This window comes from Agrobacterium sp. OT33 (assembly GCF_017313365.1).
In the GTDB taxonomy this organism is placed as follows: Bacteria; Pseudomonadota; Alphaproteobacteria; order Rhizobiales; family Rhizobiaceae; genus Agrobacterium; species Agrobacterium rhizogenes_A.
Map to the genome: position 1 here is coordinate 109,824 of NZ_JAFLMZ010000007.1, position 15,019 is coordinate 124,842.

Annotated in this window: 18 protein-coding genes; 9 read left to right on the forward strand and 9 right to left on the reverse strand. The window is 60.7% G+C overall.

Annotation, left to right across the window (positions count from 1 at the left end; translation table 11 throughout):
- Window positions 1-13: 13 nt before the first annotated feature.
- Genes sdhA through sdhC form a run of 3 tightly spaced genes read right to left on the reverse strand, consistent with a single transcriptional unit; the run spans window position 14 to window position 2,647 of the window.
- The gene (sdhA, locus tag JZX88_RS17380) at window positions 14-1,855 is read right to left on the reverse strand and encodes a succinate dehydrogenase flavoprotein subunit (RefSeq protein WP_065114273.1); all 1,842 of its coding nucleotides are present in this window, start codon (window positions 1,853-1,855) and stop codon (window positions 14-16) included.
- Between the two features lie 7 nt (window positions 1,856-1,862).
- Window positions 1,863-2,243 (reverse strand): succinate dehydrogenase, hydrophobic membrane anchor protein, encoded by a 381-nt coding sequence (gene sdhD / locus JZX88_RS17385; protein WP_065114274.1) that lies wholly within the window; start codon window positions 2,241-2,243, stop codon window positions 1,863-1,865.
- A gap of 11 nt (window positions 2,244-2,254) precedes the next feature.
- Window positions 2,255-2,647, reverse strand: a complete 393-nt coding sequence (sdhC, locus tag JZX88_RS17390) for a succinate dehydrogenase, cytochrome b556 subunit (RefSeq protein WP_065114275.1) — start codon at window positions 2,645-2,647, stop codon at window positions 2,255-2,257.
- 306 nt (window positions 2,648-2,953) lie between these two features.
- Between sdhC and JZX88_RS17395 the strand changes: the two genes are divergently transcribed.
- Window positions 2,954-3,322 carry a hypothetical protein gene (locus tag JZX88_RS17395; RefSeq protein WP_065116065.1) on the forward strand — a complete coding sequence of 123 codons (369 nt, stop codon included), beginning with the start codon at window positions 2,954-2,956 and terminating at the stop codon, window positions 3,320-3,322.
- 57 nt (window positions 3,323-3,379) lie between these two features.
- Here JZX88_RS17395 and JZX88_RS17400 read toward each other — a convergent pair whose 3' ends face one another.
- The 5 genes from JZX88_RS17400 to tsaD all read right to left on the reverse strand — a co-directional run bounded on the left by JZX88_RS17400 (window position 3,380) and on the right by tsaD (window position 6,919).
- Window positions 3,380-4,024 (reverse strand): 50S ribosomal protein L11 methyltransferase, encoded by a 645-nt coding sequence (locus tag JZX88_RS17400; RefSeq protein ID WP_206914288.1) that lies wholly within the window; start codon window positions 4,022-4,024, stop codon window positions 3,380-3,382.
- A gap of 7 nt (window positions 4,025-4,031) precedes the next feature.
- Entirely contained in the window at window positions 4,032-4,475 is a 444-nt protein-coding gene (locus JZX88_RS17405; protein ID WP_003504993.1) for an EVE domain-containing protein, read from the reverse strand.
- A gap of 6 nt (window positions 4,476-4,481) precedes the next feature.
- A complete protein-coding gene (locus JZX88_RS17410) occupies window positions 4,482-4,775 on the reverse strand; it encodes a YciI-like protein (protein ID WP_080792463.1) in 294 nt (97 codons plus the stop codon).
- Between the two features lie 63 nt (window positions 4,776-4,838).
- Window positions 4,839-5,822: an NAD(P)H-dependent glycerol-3-phosphate dehydrogenase gene (locus JZX88_RS17415; RefSeq protein WP_206914289.1), complete on the reverse strand. Its 984-nt coding sequence runs from the start codon at window positions 5,820-5,822 to the stop codon at window positions 4,839-4,841.
- Window positions 5,822-6,919 carry a tRNA (adenosine(37)-N6)-threonylcarbamoyltransferase complex transferase subunit TsaD gene (gene tsaD / locus JZX88_RS17420; RefSeq protein WP_065114278.1) on the reverse strand — a complete coding sequence of 366 codons (1,098 nt, stop codon included), beginning with the start codon at window positions 6,917-6,919 and terminating at the stop codon, window positions 5,822-5,824. Before tsaD ends, JZX88_RS17415 begins: the two co-directional genes overlap by 1 nt.
- Window positions 6,920-6,992: 73 nt before the next feature.
- Here tsaD and hemC point away from each other — a divergent pair, with 73 nt between their 5' ends.
- The 6 genes from hemC to JZX88_RS17450 all read left to right on the forward strand — a co-directional run bounded on the left by hemC (window position 6,993) and on the right by JZX88_RS17450 (window position 13,037).
- Window positions 6,993-7,922, forward strand: coding sequence for a hydroxymethylbilane synthase (gene hemC, locus JZX88_RS17425; protein ID WP_206914290.1), 930 nt, complete (start codon window positions 6,993-6,995; stop codon window positions 7,920-7,922).
- Between the two features lie 4 nt (window positions 7,923-7,926).
- Window positions 7,927-8,667 carry a uroporphyrinogen-III synthase gene (locus tag JZX88_RS17430; RefSeq protein ID WP_206914291.1) on the forward strand — a complete coding sequence of 247 codons (741 nt, stop codon included), beginning with the start codon at window positions 7,927-7,929 and terminating at the stop codon, window positions 8,665-8,667.
- Window positions 8,668-8,740: 73 nt separating this feature from the next.
- On the forward strand, window positions 8,741-10,192 hold the full coding sequence (locus JZX88_RS17435) for a COG4223 family protein (protein ID WP_206914292.1): 1,452 nt from the start codon (window positions 8,741-8,743) through the stop codon (window positions 10,190-10,192).
- A gap of 4 nt (window positions 10,193-10,196) precedes the next feature.
- On the forward strand, window positions 10,197-11,813 hold the full coding sequence (locus tag JZX88_RS17440; RefSeq protein WP_206914293.1) for a heme biosynthesis protein HemY: 1,617 nt from the start codon (window positions 10,197-10,199) through the stop codon (window positions 11,811-11,813).
- Window positions 11,814-11,827: 14 nt separating this feature from the next.
- A complete protein-coding gene (locus JZX88_RS17445; protein WP_065114283.1) occupies window positions 11,828-12,316 on the forward strand; it encodes a TerB family tellurite resistance protein in 489 nt (162 codons plus the stop codon).
- Window positions 12,306-13,037, forward strand: a complete 732-nt coding sequence (locus JZX88_RS17450; protein ID WP_110756714.1) for a glutamine amidotransferase — start codon at window positions 12,306-12,308, stop codon at window positions 13,035-13,037. Before JZX88_RS17445 ends, JZX88_RS17450 begins: the two co-directional genes overlap by 11 nt.
- Window positions 13,038-13,049: 12 nt before the next feature.
- Here JZX88_RS17450 and JZX88_RS17455 read toward each other — a convergent pair whose 3' ends face one another.
- Complete coding sequence (locus JZX88_RS17455; protein ID WP_065114285.1) at window positions 13,050-14,282, reverse strand: MFS transporter; 1,233 nt, start codon at window positions 14,280-14,282, stop codon at window positions 13,050-13,052.
- A 137-nt stretch (window positions 14,283-14,419) separates the two neighbouring features.
- On the opposite strand from JZX88_RS17455, the gene JZX88_RS17460 reads away from it, so the two are divergent.
- Window positions 14,420-14,710 (forward strand): YggT family protein, encoded by a 291-nt coding sequence (locus tag JZX88_RS17460; protein ID WP_003523487.1) that lies wholly within the window; start codon window positions 14,420-14,422, stop codon window positions 14,708-14,710.
- Entirely contained in the window at window positions 14,707-15,018 is a 312-nt protein-coding gene (locus JZX88_RS17465; protein ID WP_174030566.1) for a DUF167 domain-containing protein, read from the forward strand. Before JZX88_RS17460 ends, JZX88_RS17465 begins: the two co-directional genes overlap by 4 nt.
- Window position 15,019: the final 1 nt, after the last annotated feature.

Genomic DNA, 15,019 nt, shown 5'->3' on the forward strand with positions numbered 1-15,019 from the left:
CCAGTTCCTCAAATCAGTAGACGCGCGCCTTCGGCTCGATCTTTTTGGGATCGATGCCGTCGGCGATCAGGTCGGTGTGAACCGGGCGGTAGTCGAGCTTGACGTCGCCTTCCGGGCTGACCCAGGAGAGCGTGTGCTTGCGCCAATTCACATCGTCGCGACCGGCGAACGGACCGTCGACGAAATCCTCACGGGCGTGCGAACCACGGCTTTCCTTGCGCGCTTCCGCGCCATAGACCGTGGTGATCGCATTGGCCATGAGGTTGTGCAGCTCGAGCGTCTCGACCAGATCGGAGTTCCAGACCATCGAACGGTCGGTGACCTTGACGTCAGGCAGTTCCTTCCAGATGGCGGAAAGACGCTGGCAACCGCTTTCCAGCGATTCCTGCGTGCGGAACACGGCCGCATCGTCCTGCATGGCGCGCTGCATCTTGTCGCGCAGCACCGCCGTCGGCGTCGAGCCATTGGCATAACGCACGCTGTCGAAGCGTTCCATGATCTTGTCACAGGCCGCGATGTCGAGCGCCGGAACCGGCGCATCGCGGTCGATGACCTGCGCGGCGCGAATGGCGGCGGCACGGCCGAAGACCACAAGGTCGATCAGCGAGTTGGAGCCGAGGCGGTTCGCACCGTGAACCGAGGCGCAACCGGCTTCGCCGACAGCCATCAGGCCGGGTGCGATACGTTCCGGGTTGTTGGCATCGGCATTCAGCACTTCACCCCAGTAGTTGGTCGGAATGCCGCCCATATTGTAGTGAACCGTCGGCAGGACCGGGATCGGCTCGCGCGTCACGTCGACACCGGCGAAAATCTTGGCGCTTTCGGAAATGCCCGGAAGGCGCTCATGCAGGATCGCCGGATCGAGATGATCGAGATGCAGGAAGATGTGGTCCTTGTTCTTGCCGACGCCGCGGCCTTCACGGATTTCCATCGTCATGCAGCGCGAGACCACGTCACGCGAGGCAAGGTCCTTCGCGGAAGGCGCATAACGCTCCATGAAGCGCTCACCTTCGGAGTTGACGAGATAACCGCCTTCGCCGCGTGCACCTTCGGTGATCAGGCAGCCTGCGCCGTAGATACCGGTTGGGTGGAACTGCACGAATTCCATGTCCTGAAGCGGCAGGCCAGCGCGGGCGATCATGCCGCCGCCGTCGCCGGTGCAGGTATGGGCCGAGGTCGCCGAGAAGTAGGCGCGGCCGTAACCGCCAGTCGCCAGGACCACCATCTTGGCGGCGAAGCGATGGATCGTGCCGTCATCGAGGTTCCAGGCAACGACGCCGGTGCAGCGGCCGTCGGGAGACATGATGAGGTCGAGCGCGAAATATTCGATGAAGAATTCCGCATTGTTGCGCAGCGACTGGCCATAAAGCGTGTGCAGAATGGCGTGACCGGTACGGTCGGCGGCGGCGCAGGTGCGCTGCACCGGCGGGCCTTCACCATAGTTCTGCATGTGACCGCCGAACGGGCGCTGGTAGATCTTGCCTTCTTCGTTGCGCGAGAAAGGCACGCCGTAATGCTCCAGCTCATAGACCGCTTTTGGCGCTTCCATGGCGAGATATTGCATCGCATCGACGTCGCCGAGCCAGTCGGAGCCCTTTACGGTGTCGTAAAGGTGCCACTGCCAACAGTCTGGCGTCATGTTGGTGAGCGATGCGGCGATGCCGCCCTGCGCCGCAACCGTGTGGGAGCGCGTCGGGAAAACCTTGGTGATGCAGGCCGTGCGGAAACCCTGTTCCGCCATGCCGAGCGTTGCGCGCAGACCCGCGCCGCCGGCGCCCACCACGATCACGTCATAGGAGTGATCGACATAGGTGTAGGCCTTGCCATTCTGGGAAGGTGAACTGATCGATGCCATGGCGGACTTATCCTGCGAATGCGATTTTCAGAATGGCGAAGATGGAAAGGCCGCCAATGAGAACCGCGAAAAACATATTGAGCATCAGAAGAACGAGCTTCGAAACCTCGGCGTGAATGTAGTCTTCGATGATGACCTGCATGCCGAGCTTCATGTGGATGAGGCCGGAAACCAGAACCAGAGCCATGATGACCGCAACGAGCGGGTTCGACAGCGCCGCGACGACCTCAGGATAGGGCGCGCCGGCATATCTGATGAGGAAGACGACAAAGAAGACGAGCAACGGAACGTTGGCGACCGCAGTCACACGCTGGCGCCAGAAATGGTCGGTGCCTTCCTTGGCGGAGCCGAGGCCGCGAACCTTTCCGAGAGGTGTACGCATATCCATGAAAAATCTCCTCAGCGCACGATCAGGGCAATGACCCAGATCAGCGCGGTCAGACAGATCGACACCACCCATGAGGCCTTTGCCAGCTTGGTGGTAAAGTGCTTTTCGAAACCGTAGCCCAGATCCCACATGAAGTGGCGAAGACCGCCCAGCATGTGATGGACCAGAGCCCAGGTGTAGCCGATCAGGATGAGCCTGCCGATGATCGTACCCATCGCCCAGTTGACCCAGTCGTAATAGGCAGGACCCGAGGCGATTGCGATCAGCCACCAGGCAACCAGAAGCGTTCCGAAATAAAGCGCGCCGCCTGTAATGCGGTGCACGATGGATGCGACCATCGTCGGAATCAGCTTGTAAACTTGAAGATGCGGCGACAGAGGCCGGTTATTTGTCACATTCGCCATCAGAACCTCGCGGCGTTTTCCCGTGCGCCCACAAGATTGGACGCCCCCAAGCAACAGCACATGACGAAAGAATGTGCATTGCACCAACCGCGACGTTTAATCACATGGGGGCATCACCACAAGCACATTTCATGACCGATTCGAATTTAATCGATTGGTTCACGAATTTTTTTTGGAATTTTTTTGCGTGAAAATAAAAAATCGAGCGTTTCCAAGATTTACACCCTCGAAATATTTACCTTTACGTAATTCAGAAATCGTGTAATTTACCTTTGGTTAACCTGAAAAATCCGGAGAATGAGGCTCATGTTACAGCGCCGAATCGCCGCTCTGACCATGATGGTCGCAGGCGTCATTTTCACCGCAATGCCATCTGCGGCAGCAGAGGATTTTCATAGCCGCCATGATTATCGGCATAGGCAATCACAGACAAGTTTCTCCACGGACGGGCTGCCGTCAACCCTGCCTGGCGGCACCTATGTGGGCGCGATATCGGCCCTGCGGATACGCGGCAACGGCAATTATTTTGCAATCGGCGGCGGGTTTACGCAAAGAGGAGCAGGGGATACGACGGCCGCGCAACTTGCCCCCAAGGCTAAAATCATCAACGTCCATGCCGAAAGCGCGGGCGATGCCTGCGCCTACGAACATGGCGTCTGTATTATCAGGCCCTAAGGCGTTTCCGGTAAAAATGCAGAACGAGCTTGCGTTCGAAAATGCGGAACGCTCCGATCAGATGAAGCGCCACACCGTGGTGTTTTTCACTTCGCTGTCTTCCAGCGCCCGCGTTACCGGCACCTGATAGGTGGCTTCAGCGCGAAGACGCTCTTTGGGCAGATAAGCCCGCCCCGGATCGCCGACGAGCACCCTCACGCCCTTTTCCGTCAGGTCCAGAAACCACGGCACCAAGAGATCGGCGAAGGCACGGTCGTAAAACACATCGCCCGCCAGCAGCACATCCGCCTCTACCGGCTTTCCGACCATATCGAGCCCCGTAAAACCGATATCCACGCCATTGAGCGCCCCATTCAGCCGAATGGCCGTTTCCGTCCATGGATCGATATCGGCGGCCAGAACTGTATCGGCACCCGCTTTCGCAGCCGCTATGGCGACCAACCCGGAGCCGCTGGCGAAATCCAGCACGCTTCTGCCGGAAACGCTTTCAGGGTGATCGAGAACATAACGGGCAAGCCCCTGCCCGCCGGCCCAGGCAAAGGCCCAGAAGGGCGGCGGCAGGCCGATCTCCTCCAGTTCCTCTTCCGTCTTCAGCCACAGCTCATGCGCTTCGGTGGCGAGATGAAGGCGCAATTCCGGCACATGCGGCGGATGCATGATGCCGGTATTGTCGAGAATGAAACGTTCGGGATCGGTCCTCACCGAAAGCTCAGTCCGGTGACTTCGGCGGATTGGCGAGGTTGCCCATGCGGCAGACCTCAAGATATTCCTCTTCCGTCACGGGCTGCACGGAGAGCCGCATGGAGGTGACGAGCGACATCTTCTCCAATTTGGGGTTGGCCTTCACATCTTTCAGCGAAACCGGCTGCGGCATATCGCAGACAGCGCGGATATCCACGCAATCCCATTTCAGATCCCCTTCGGCGGTCGAGTCCGGATGCGACAGCGCGCAGACTTCGACGATGCCGACAACATCCAGCCCCTCATTGGAATGATAGAAGAAACCCTTGTCGCCAATCTTCATGGCGCGCATGTTGTTGCGCGCCTGATAATTGCGCACGCCGGTCCATTCTTCGCCCGCCTCGCCCTTGGCCTTCTGCATCTCCCAGGACCATTTGAACGGCTCGGACTTGTAAAGCCAGTAATTCGCCATGCCTGCTCAAGCTCCCGGATTGTTGAAGACCCAATTGTAGGGCTTCACATCCACGCTTTCGAACAGGCCGGCCTTGGCATAGGGGTCGGCATCGGCGAGCGCCTTCGCGGCATCGATATCAGCGGCTTCAACGATCACGAGGCTGCCATTCGGCTTGCCTTCAGCATCCAGAAACGGACCGGCGATCTTCAGCGTACCCTCGGCATTCAGCTTGTTCAGGTGCTCCAGATGCGCCGGGCGCGTTTCCATGCGCACGTTCAGATGGCCGGACTTGTCCTTGCAGATAAAGGCAAACAGCATTTTCGTCTCCTCGTTAAAACATGTCTTCCAAACGCGTCAGCGACTTGGAGCAAAGACCCATCCTCATTCGGTGGTGATGGGCCGTGTCATCAATTGTTGCATGGCGTTCGCCACATCCAGATTGCCGTCGATGATGGCAGCCACCGCTTCGGTAACCGGCATGTCGACGGCATGACTTTCTCCGAGCCGGGCGGCGACGGCTGCCGCAAAGGCACCCTCCACCAACCCACCGGACATATCCTTGCCCTCACCCCGGCCAAGCGCGATGCCGAAACGCAGGTTGCGCGACTGGTGGCTGGTGGCGGTCAGCACCAGATCGCCAAGGCCCGAGAGGCCGCGCACCGTGTCCGCCTTGCCACCCATCGCAACGATGAGACGCGACATCTCGGCAAGGCCGCGCGAAATCAGCGCCGCCCGGGCGGAATCACCAAGACCCGCGCCTTCGACGATGCCGGCGGCAATGGCCAGCACATTCTTCAGCGCCCCGCCAAGCTGCACGCCGATACGGTCGGTGGAGGCATAAAGCCGGAAGGTCCTGCCGGAAATCGTGGTCGCCAGCCGTTCGGCAACCGCTGCGTCTTCCGCCGCAATCGCCATGGCGGTGGGCAGGCCGCGCGCGATATCTGCCGCAAATCCGGGACCGGAAAGGACCGCAATCGGATGATGCGGCAGTTCCGCCTCGAGAAGTTCCGTCAGCAGCCGGCCGGAGCTGCGGTCGATACCCTTGGCGCAGGTGACGATGATAGAGTCGTTAGCCAGATAAGGGCCATAATGACGGGCCGCGTCGGCATGGGCCTGCGATGGCATGGCGAAGAGCACGATGCCGGCTGCCGCCAGCACATCAGGCTCGGCGGAAAACTCCAGCGCATCCGGCAGCTCCACACCCGGCAGGGCCGCCTCGTGAACACGGTCGCTCCTGAGGTCGGCCATCAGGGATGGATCGCGACCGAGCAGGGTCACGTCATGCCGATTTTCCAGCGCGATGACCACAGCGAGCGCGGTTCCGAAGGCGCCAGCGCCGATGACGACGATTTTTTCCCGCTGCATCAGGCCTTGGCTCCCCTTTTGCCGAAACCGATCAACGTCTCCGCATTGCCATCAAGTGGCCAGCGCGAGCGCGGCGGTATCTCCAGCGGATCGGCTTGCCTGCCATCCGCCATGCGCTCCAGTCCCGCCCAGGCGATCATTGCCGCATTGTCGGTGCAAAGCCGGTGTGGCGGCGCAACGAAACGGAAGCCATGCGTATCGCAAAGCGCCTGCAGTGTCTGGCGGATTTCCTGATTGGCCGCAACGCCGCCGGCCACGACCAGCGCCGGTTTGGTTTCCAGCTGCGGAAACTCCTGGCTGAACCGGGCAAGGCCGCGGCCGATGCGATCCTTGAGGGTGCGCGACACCGCCTTCTGGAACGAAGCGCAGATATCGGCGATATCCTGCTCCGAAAGTGGTGCGATGGCGGTCGCCGCCTGCCGCACCGCCGTCTTCAGGCCGGAAAAGGAAAAATCGAGCCGTGTTTCGCCGACCATCGGGCGCGGCAGCGGAAACCGGTTCGGATCCCCCTTCGCCGCCGCTTTCTCGACCGCAGGCCCGCCGGGATAGGGCAGGCCAAGAAGTTTCGCGGTCTTGTCGAAAGCTTCACCCAGCGCGTCATCGATGGTGGTGCCCCAGCGCTCATAATCGCCCACGCCACGCACCAGCACCAGCTGGGTATGGCCGCCGGAAACCAGCAGCATCAGATAGGGGAAAGACAGGCCATCGGTCAGCCGCGCCGTCAGCGCATGGCCCTCCAGATGGTTGATGGCGTAAAGCGGCTTATCCGCCGCCTTGGCTATCGCCTTGCCCGTCATCAAACCCACCAGCAGGCCACCGATGAGGCCGGGTCCGGAGGTGGCGGCAATGGCATCGACATCAGCAAGCGTGACACCCGCCTGTTCCAGCGCTTCTTCCACCAGCGTGTCCAGCGCCTCGACATGGGCCCGTGCGGCGATTTCCGGCACCACGCCGCCATAGGCGCTGTGTTCCTCAAGCTGCGACAAAACGACGTCGGAGACGATCTCGCCACGCCCGTCCGCATGCCGAACCACAATGGATGCAGCGGTTTCGTCACAGCTTGTCTCTATGCCGAGGATACGAAGAAAGGGGGTCATCAAATCTGTTCGTTCATTGCGATCATGCGCTGAGTTGGTCTAAGACAACTCCGGTAACAATGGATAGACGCGGATGCAAACAAAACCTTTCCGAATCGGCACGCGCGGCAGCCCTCTGGCGCTCGCACAGGCTTATGAGACCCGCAGCCGGCTGATGTCGGCGCATGGCCTGCCGGAAGACATGTTCGAAATCGTCGTGCGATCCACCAAGGGTGATCGGATAACCGACCGCGCTCTGTCGGAGATCGGCGGCAAGGGCCTGTTCACTGAAGAACTGGAGAGCCAGCTTCTGTCCGGCGAACTCGATATTGCCGTGCATTCCTCCAAGGACATGCCGACCGTCTTGCCCGAGGGCCTGCATCTCTCTGCCTTCCTGCCACGCGAAGACATGCGCGACGCCTTTATCGGCCGCACCGCGCCGAAGCTTCTGGAGTTGCCGCAGGGCGCCGTTGTCGGCTCCGCCTCTCTGCGCCGTCAGGCGCTGATCCGCCGCCTGCGGCCGGATCTGAGCGTCATCGTTTTCCGCGGCTTGGTCGACACCCGCCTGCGCAAGCTTGAAGAAGGCCAGGCGGATGCCACACTTCTTGCCTTTGCCGGCCTGAAAAGGCTCGGCAAGGAGAATGTCCCGACGGAAATTCTCGACCCGAAGGAATTCCCCCCCGCTCCGGCACAAGGCGCGATCTGTGTGGAAAGCCGCATCGGCGATACGCGCATGGACGAGCTGCTTGCCCCCATAAATGACAGGCCGACTTTTGACGCCGTGACCTGTGAGCGCGCCTTTCTGGCCGCACTTGACGGCTCCTGTCGTACGCCGATCGCCGGTTATGCGACCTGCGACGGCGAAGATTTGCATTTTTCCGGCCTGATCCTTACCCCCGATGGCCAGACGAGCCACGGCATTGAAATCTCCGGCAACCGCAGGGATGCGGCAAAACTCGGCCGACAGGCCGGCGAAGAGGCGCGCGCCAGGGCGGGCAGCAATTTCTTCGAAGGCTGGAGCTGAGCCGATGCGGATCGTCGTCACTCGGCCGCAGCGTTCGGGCGAAAGGACGGCCGCAAAGCTTGAAGCGCTCGGCCACGAGCCGGTGCTTCTTCCGCTGTTTCATCCCGTCCATCATGGTGAACGCGCCATCTCGGCACTCTCCGGCCCGCTGGCGGCCATCGCGGTAACCAGTGCAGAGGCGGTGCGGGCGCTGGACACATTCGGAGAGCGACTGGCCCCGCATCTGTCGAAACCGCTTTTTGCCGTCGGCGGAGCGACAGCGCAGGCAGCGGAAAAAGCTGGCTTCGGGCAGATATTCACCGCGTCAGGAGATGCGCTCGGTCTGACTGCACTGGTGACGGAACACCGCACCTTTTTTTCCGAGGAACAACCCCTGCTCTATCTCGCCGGCAGGCCACGTGGCTCCGTCTTCGAGGAAGGTCTTGCCGCAGCGGGCATCCCCTTCAGAACGGTCGATTGTTACGAGATGCTGCCCTCGGATATCTCCGAAAACATGGTTGAAACGGCCCTTCTCCACACTGCTGCCGATATGGTCCTGCTCTATTCGTCCGAAGCGGCACGGGCTTTTTTCAGCCATGTGTCGGCGGAAAAATATGTGGGTGCGCTGGCAGCGGTCCAGTTCATCTGCATCAGCCGCAATGTGCTTTCTCTGGTTCCGGAAATCTTCCGCTCAAAGGCCATCGCCGCCGAAGAGCCGAGCGAGGCCGCGATGTTCGAACTTCTGCGCCAGAACTCTGGAACCTAATTGGCGTTCGCCCCTTTCCTTTGCCGCCGTCACTGACTAGGTTTAGATTACTGCAGGCAGAAATGAGGTTGTCATGGTATCGGGAAAGCCGCCACGCCACTCCAAGTCCAAAGCCGAACCGGTCACAATCGACCTGGACGCAAAAGACGTGAAAGCAATTTCCGCCGAAGGGGACGCTGCCGGGACGGATGAAAAGCCCGATGACAAAACGCCAGCGTCACCTGTAAAACCGGGCGCTCCGGAAACAAAGCCTGAAGCAGTCGCAACGGGCAATCCCGCGCCCGTCTGGGATCAGCCGAAGAAAACCCCTATTGAGCCCGAGCCCAATGTCGGCAAAGCGGACTCCGCAGCCGCCGGACCGAAGGCTGAAAGCACCGGGGACAAACAGAAAGAGCCGGTCTCGTCGGTTCCTGTTCCGCCCAAAGCCGACGCAAAACCGACGGCGGATACAGCCGGAGCGAGCGCCGCCGCAACTGCTGCTGCGGCTTCGAAACCGGCTTTTGGCGCCACAGCCTCCGCCGGCACATCCGGCAACGCCTCTGCCGCGAAACCATCGGCCACGACCCCGTCTTCAGGGCCGGCCAAACCGTCCACACCACCGCAGGCGGAGCGCAAACAGGCGGCGACCTCGGGCCTGATCGCAGCCGGTATCGTCGGCGGCCTCATCGCCCTCGCCGCCGCCGGCAGCATGCAATATGCCGGTATCCTCCCCTCTTCCAATTCCGGAAAAGCCGGAAGCGATGAGATCGCCGCATTGAAAACCGATATCACCAGCCTGCGGCAGCAACTCGCCAATGCCCCGGCGGCGGACACTTCGGCACTGGAACAGCGCATCGCGACGCTCGAAGGCGCAAAGGGTGAGGCCCCGCAGGTGGATGGGCTTGCGGAAAAAATCGCCGCGCTGGAAACCGCGCTGCAGTCGGAACGATCCGCGCAGGCCTCGGCGACAGCGGAACTGACGCGCCGCCTTACTGACGCGGAAACCAAGATCAACGAACCGCGTGACGATATTGAAGTCGCCCGCGCCATCGCCTCGGCCGCGCTGAAGGCCGCGATCGATCGCGGCGGTCCGTTCCTCACGGAACTCGACACGCTCTCCAAGGTCACGCCTGATGATCCGGCCATCGCATCGCTGCAATCCTTCGCCGCAACCGGCGTGCCGTCGCGTTCGGAGCTAATGCAGAAATTCCCTGATGTCGCCAATGCGATGCTATCGGCCATCAATCAGCCCGACCCCAATCAGGGCATCATGGAGCGCCTGACGGAAAGCGCCTTTTCGCTGGTAAAGGTACGCCCGGTCGGAAATATCGAAGGTGAGACGCCTGACGCCATGATCGCGCGCATGGAAAACAAGCTGCGCAACGGTGATCTGCAGGGCGCGGCACTTGAATGGAACGGGCTTCCCGAGGCAGCCAGGACGGCATCCGCCGACTATAAAAAATCTCTGGATGCGCGCATCGAGGTCGAAAATCTGGTGGGCGGCACGTTGAACCGCGCCATCACCAGCACCGGCAGACAGGGGTAAGGGCATGACCAGAATTCTGACTTTCGCCCTTCTCGTTCTGGCGCTCGGTTTCGGTTTCTCGTGGCTGGCCGACCGGCCGGGTGTGCTTTCCATCGTCTGGCAGGGTCAGCTGATCGAAATGAGCCTAATGGTCGCCGCCTCGATCATCGCAGCGCTGGTTGCGGCCGTCATGCTGGTCTGGTGGATTGTCAATGCCATCTGGACCTCACCCAATGCCGCCCGTCGTTATTTCCGTGCCCGCAAGCGCGACCGCGGTTATCAGGCGCTCTCCACCGGCCTCATCGCCGCCGGTGCCGGCAATGCCATTCTCGCCCGCAAGATGACGGCCCGCACACAAGGGCTGCTCAGCGCCGATCAGGAACCACTGATCCACCTCCTCGATGCGCAGGCCGATCTCATCGAAGGCAAATATGACGAGGCGCGCCGCAAGTTCGAGGCCATGGCCCGCGATCCCGAAACCCGCGAGCTTGGCCTTCGCGGCCTTTACATCGAAGCCCGTCGTCAGGGCGCTTATGAGGCCGCCCAGCAATATGCCGAGGACGCGGCGGAAAAAGCCCCCTATCTGCCCTGGGCAGCACAGGCGACGCTGGAAAATCGTTGTCGCAACGGACAATGGGATGACGCGATCCGTCTGCTGGACCAGCAGAAGGCGGCCAGCGTCATCGAACGCGGCGAAGCGGAGCGCCTGAAAGCCGTGCTTCTCACCGCCAAGGCTGGCGAAAAGCTGGAAAGCGATCCTGTCGGTGCGCGCGAGGATGCCAAGCACGCCCTGAAGCTCGCAAAAAGCTTGGTCCCGGCAGCTCTGATCGCGGCAAGATCCTATCTGCGCGAAGACAATCTGCGCAAGGCCGCCACGGTTCTGGAGCCCGTGTGGAAAAACGATCCGCATCCGCAGATCGGCGAACTTTATGTCCGCGCCCGCAGCGGCGATACCGCCATCGACCGGCTGAAACGCGCCGAGCGGCTCGAGAGCCTGAAGCCCAACAATATCGAATCCCTGTTTACCGTCGCGCAGGCAGCACTCGACGCAAAGGAATTCGCCAAGGCGCGGGCCAAGGCTGAAGCCGCAGCCCGGATCGAGCCGCGCGAGAGCATCTTCCTGCTGATGGCCGATATTGAGGAAGCGGAAACCGGCGATCAGGGCCGGGTTCGCTACTGGATGGCGCAGGCGTTGCGCGCGCCGCGCGATCCGGCCTGGGTGGCCGATGGCATCGTCTCTGAGAAATGGCTGCCGGTTTCGCCCGTCACGGGCCGTCTCGATGCCTTCGAATGGAAAGCGCCTTTTGGCCAGCTCGAAGGTCCCGTCGAAGACCTGACAATCGAAAATGCGATTGCTGCCGCACCCGCAAGGGCCGAACCGCTTGCGAAAACAATCGTCGTTGAAGTAGCTCCCGAGCCTCGCACAGAGCCGAAGCCCGCTCCCGCCACACCGATAGAGGTGGCGCCGACCTTAGCGGTTCCCAAGGAGAAAAAACCCGTTACGATCGAAGCGCCGGTTGAAACCGAAGCTTCGGATGAAAAGGCGGAGGCCGTACCCTTTTTTGGCGGCGCACCGGATGATCCCGGCGTCAAGAAACCCGGCGCGGAAGCCGAACCCAAGACCCGGCTCAAACTCTTCTGACCAACAGGATATCGATGCTCAACCGGATTCAGTCGTTTATTCAGAACCTCGTCGGTCCGCATGCGGATGATTTCAGCCCTGATGATCTGAGGGTGGCGGTGGCCGCCCTCTGTTTTCAGGTGATGGAAGCGGACGGCACTGTCTCGAAAAGCGAGCGTGACCGCCTGCGTGAAATCCTGCAGGACTATTATCATCTCGATTCCGGCAAGCTGGATGCGCTTCTTGACGCCGGTCAGGAGGCTGGCAAGGAAGCCGTCGATTATTACCGCTTCACCACCGATATACGCCGTCATCTCGACGAAGATCAGCGCGTGGAGCTTATTGGCATATTATGGGATATTGTTTACGCTGACGGCGAACGAAGCGAAATGGAAGACCATGTGATCTGGCGTGTTGCCGATCTGCTCGGTGTTTCCGTGCGCGACAGGGTTCTGCAACGTCAGCAGGCCGCCACGAGGTCCGGGCCCGCTGAAGAAAGCGAAAACGAAGACGATGCTGTTTGACCCTTCCAGGCAACAGAAAGAACAACCTTCGCTGCTCATCGTCCTGCATCAGGAACGTTCCACGCCCGGCCGCGTCGGCCAGATGCTGGTGGAAAAGGGGTATCGTCTGGATATAAGACGGCCCGCACTCGGCGACGACCTGCCGCAAACGCTCGAGAAACACGCGGGCGCCATCATCTTTGGCGGCCCGATGAGCGCCAACGATTCTCATGACTACGTCAAAGCCGAAATCGACTGGCTGAAGGTGCCACTGAAGGAGAACAAGCCTTTTCTCGGCATCTGTCTCGGCGCGCAGATGCTGTCCAAACATCTGGGCGGCAAGGTCGAGGCCGACAGGGAGGGCAAGGTGGAAATCGGCTGGTATCCACTCCATCCCACCGAACATGGGCGGCTTCTGATGCCGCACTGGCCGAAGATGGTCTATCATTTCCACCGCGAAGGCTTCGATTTGCCGCACGGAGCCGAACTTCTGGCCTCGGGCGAAACCTATCCCAATCAGGCCTATCGCTATGGAAAAAATGCCTGGGGCCTGCAGTTTCACGCAGAACTGACCCGCGCCATGATGCACAGCTGGGTGGTTCGCGGCGCGCAGCGTTTCGGCATGCCCAATGCGCAGGTCGGCAGCCAGCATCTGGAAGGCCGCATGCTGTTCGACACGCCGCTCAGGGCATGGCTCGGCAATTTTCTCGATCTGGTTTTTGAGGGCAAGGCGCAGCGCTGAAGCCCGTCGCCGTCAGCGCGGCGCGTCCAGATTGTCGATCTTGCGCAGCTTGGAGAAACCGAGCGCCCAGATGACCGCCACGGCAAGCGTACCGGCTCCGCCGATGACGACTGCCGGAACGGCCCCCACAACATGAGCCATGGTGCCGGCACGGAACTCGCCCAGCTCATTGGAGGCTCCGACGAACACCATGTTCACCGCATTCACACGCCCGCGCACCTCATCCGGCGTCCAGAGCGCAATCAGGGTTTCGCGCACATACACCGACACCATGTCTGACGCGCCCATGACCACCAGCGCCGCGATGGACAGCCAGGCCGTTTCCGAAAGCCCGAACACCACGGTGGAAATGCCGAAAAGACCGACGCCGACGAACATCAGCAGGCCGGCATGATGGCGGATGGGCTTAAACGCCAGAATGACCGCAACGGTGATGGCCCCGATGCCGGGTGCGGCGCGCAGAAGCCCGAGCCCCCATGGCCCCAGCGTCAGCACCTCCTTCGCGAAAATAGGCATCAACGCAACGGCGCCACCCAGCAGGACCGCAAAAAGATCGAGCGAGATCGCACCGAGGACGATTTTTTCCTGCGAGATGAACTTGAACCCGGCGAGCATGGTTTCGAGGCTGATGGCTTTCGCCGGGCCGCGCTGTTCCGGCTTGCGGATTGTCACCGCCAGTATCGCCGATACGATAAAGAGCACGAATGCCACGCTATAGGCGACAGAAGCGCCAAGGCCATAAAGCAAGCCACCGGCAACGGGGCCGAGAATGGATGCCATCTGCCAGGAAGAGGAATTCCAGGCGATCGCGTTCGGCAAATCCTCGACAGGCACGAGATTGGGCGCCAGCGACTGAACCGCCGGCCCCATGAAGGCCCGCTCAATGCCAAAGACGACGAGAATGGCGAAGACCGGCCAGGGGGAAAAACGGTGCGCCAGCGTAAGACCCAGAAGAGCCACGGCACACAGCGCGGCGATCAGCAGGCATATGGCCATGATGCGCCGGCGATTGTGCCGATCGGCAACCGTTCCGGTGACGAGGATCAGAAGCAGCGATGGCAGGAACTGGAAAAGACCGATCAGGCCGAGATAAAAGGCATTGCCGGTCACCTCATACATCTGCCAGCCAACGGAGACGCTGACGATCTGGATGGCGAAGGCCGAGAAAAACCGGGCGCTGAAGAAACGGCGATAGGAACTATGCCGGAATGCGCCGAAGCGGTTTTCGGCAGAAGGCAGGGACATCGGCTGGGTGCTCGCGAGACAATATGAGATGTTTGCAATAGAGCGATATGACAAGAATCGCCAGCCATATTGGCGCAACACTTGCCGGTTCACGCGTCAATGTCTAAATGTCTTGCAACCAAGATACGGAGATATTGATGCTTGCCCTGTTTCAGACCATCGATCTGGCCTTGAACCTCTACACCTGGGTGCTGATCGCCAGCGCCATTTTTTCCTGGCTTTATGCCTTCAACGTCATCAATTCCCGCAACCAGTTCGTGAATGCCATCGGCAGCTTTCTGTTCAATGTCACGGAACCGGTTCTGCGCCCCATCCGCCGCATTCTGCCCAATCTCGGCGGTATCGATATTTCGCCGATCATCGTGCTCTTGATCATCTTCTTCATCCGCTCCTTCATGTGGAATACGCTTTACCCGATGGTCGCGTGAGCGGTTGCTGGCAGAAGCACAGCGGTCATATCCGCCTGTCCGTTCGCCTCACCCCGAATGGCGGGCGGGACGCCATTGACGGCGTGGAACAGGATGCGGACGGGAATAGCCATCTGAAAGCCCGTGTCAGCGCCGTGCCGGAAGGCGGTAAGGCAAACAAGGCCCTTATTGTTTTGCTGGCGAAAAAGCTTGGGCTACCCAAATCCTCCATCGGCTTCGTTTCAGGCGAAACAGCGCGCAAAAAAATCCTCCGGATCGATACCGACCCGGAGGATTTCGAAGAGCTGTTTAAAAAGCTCGAAAACTAGA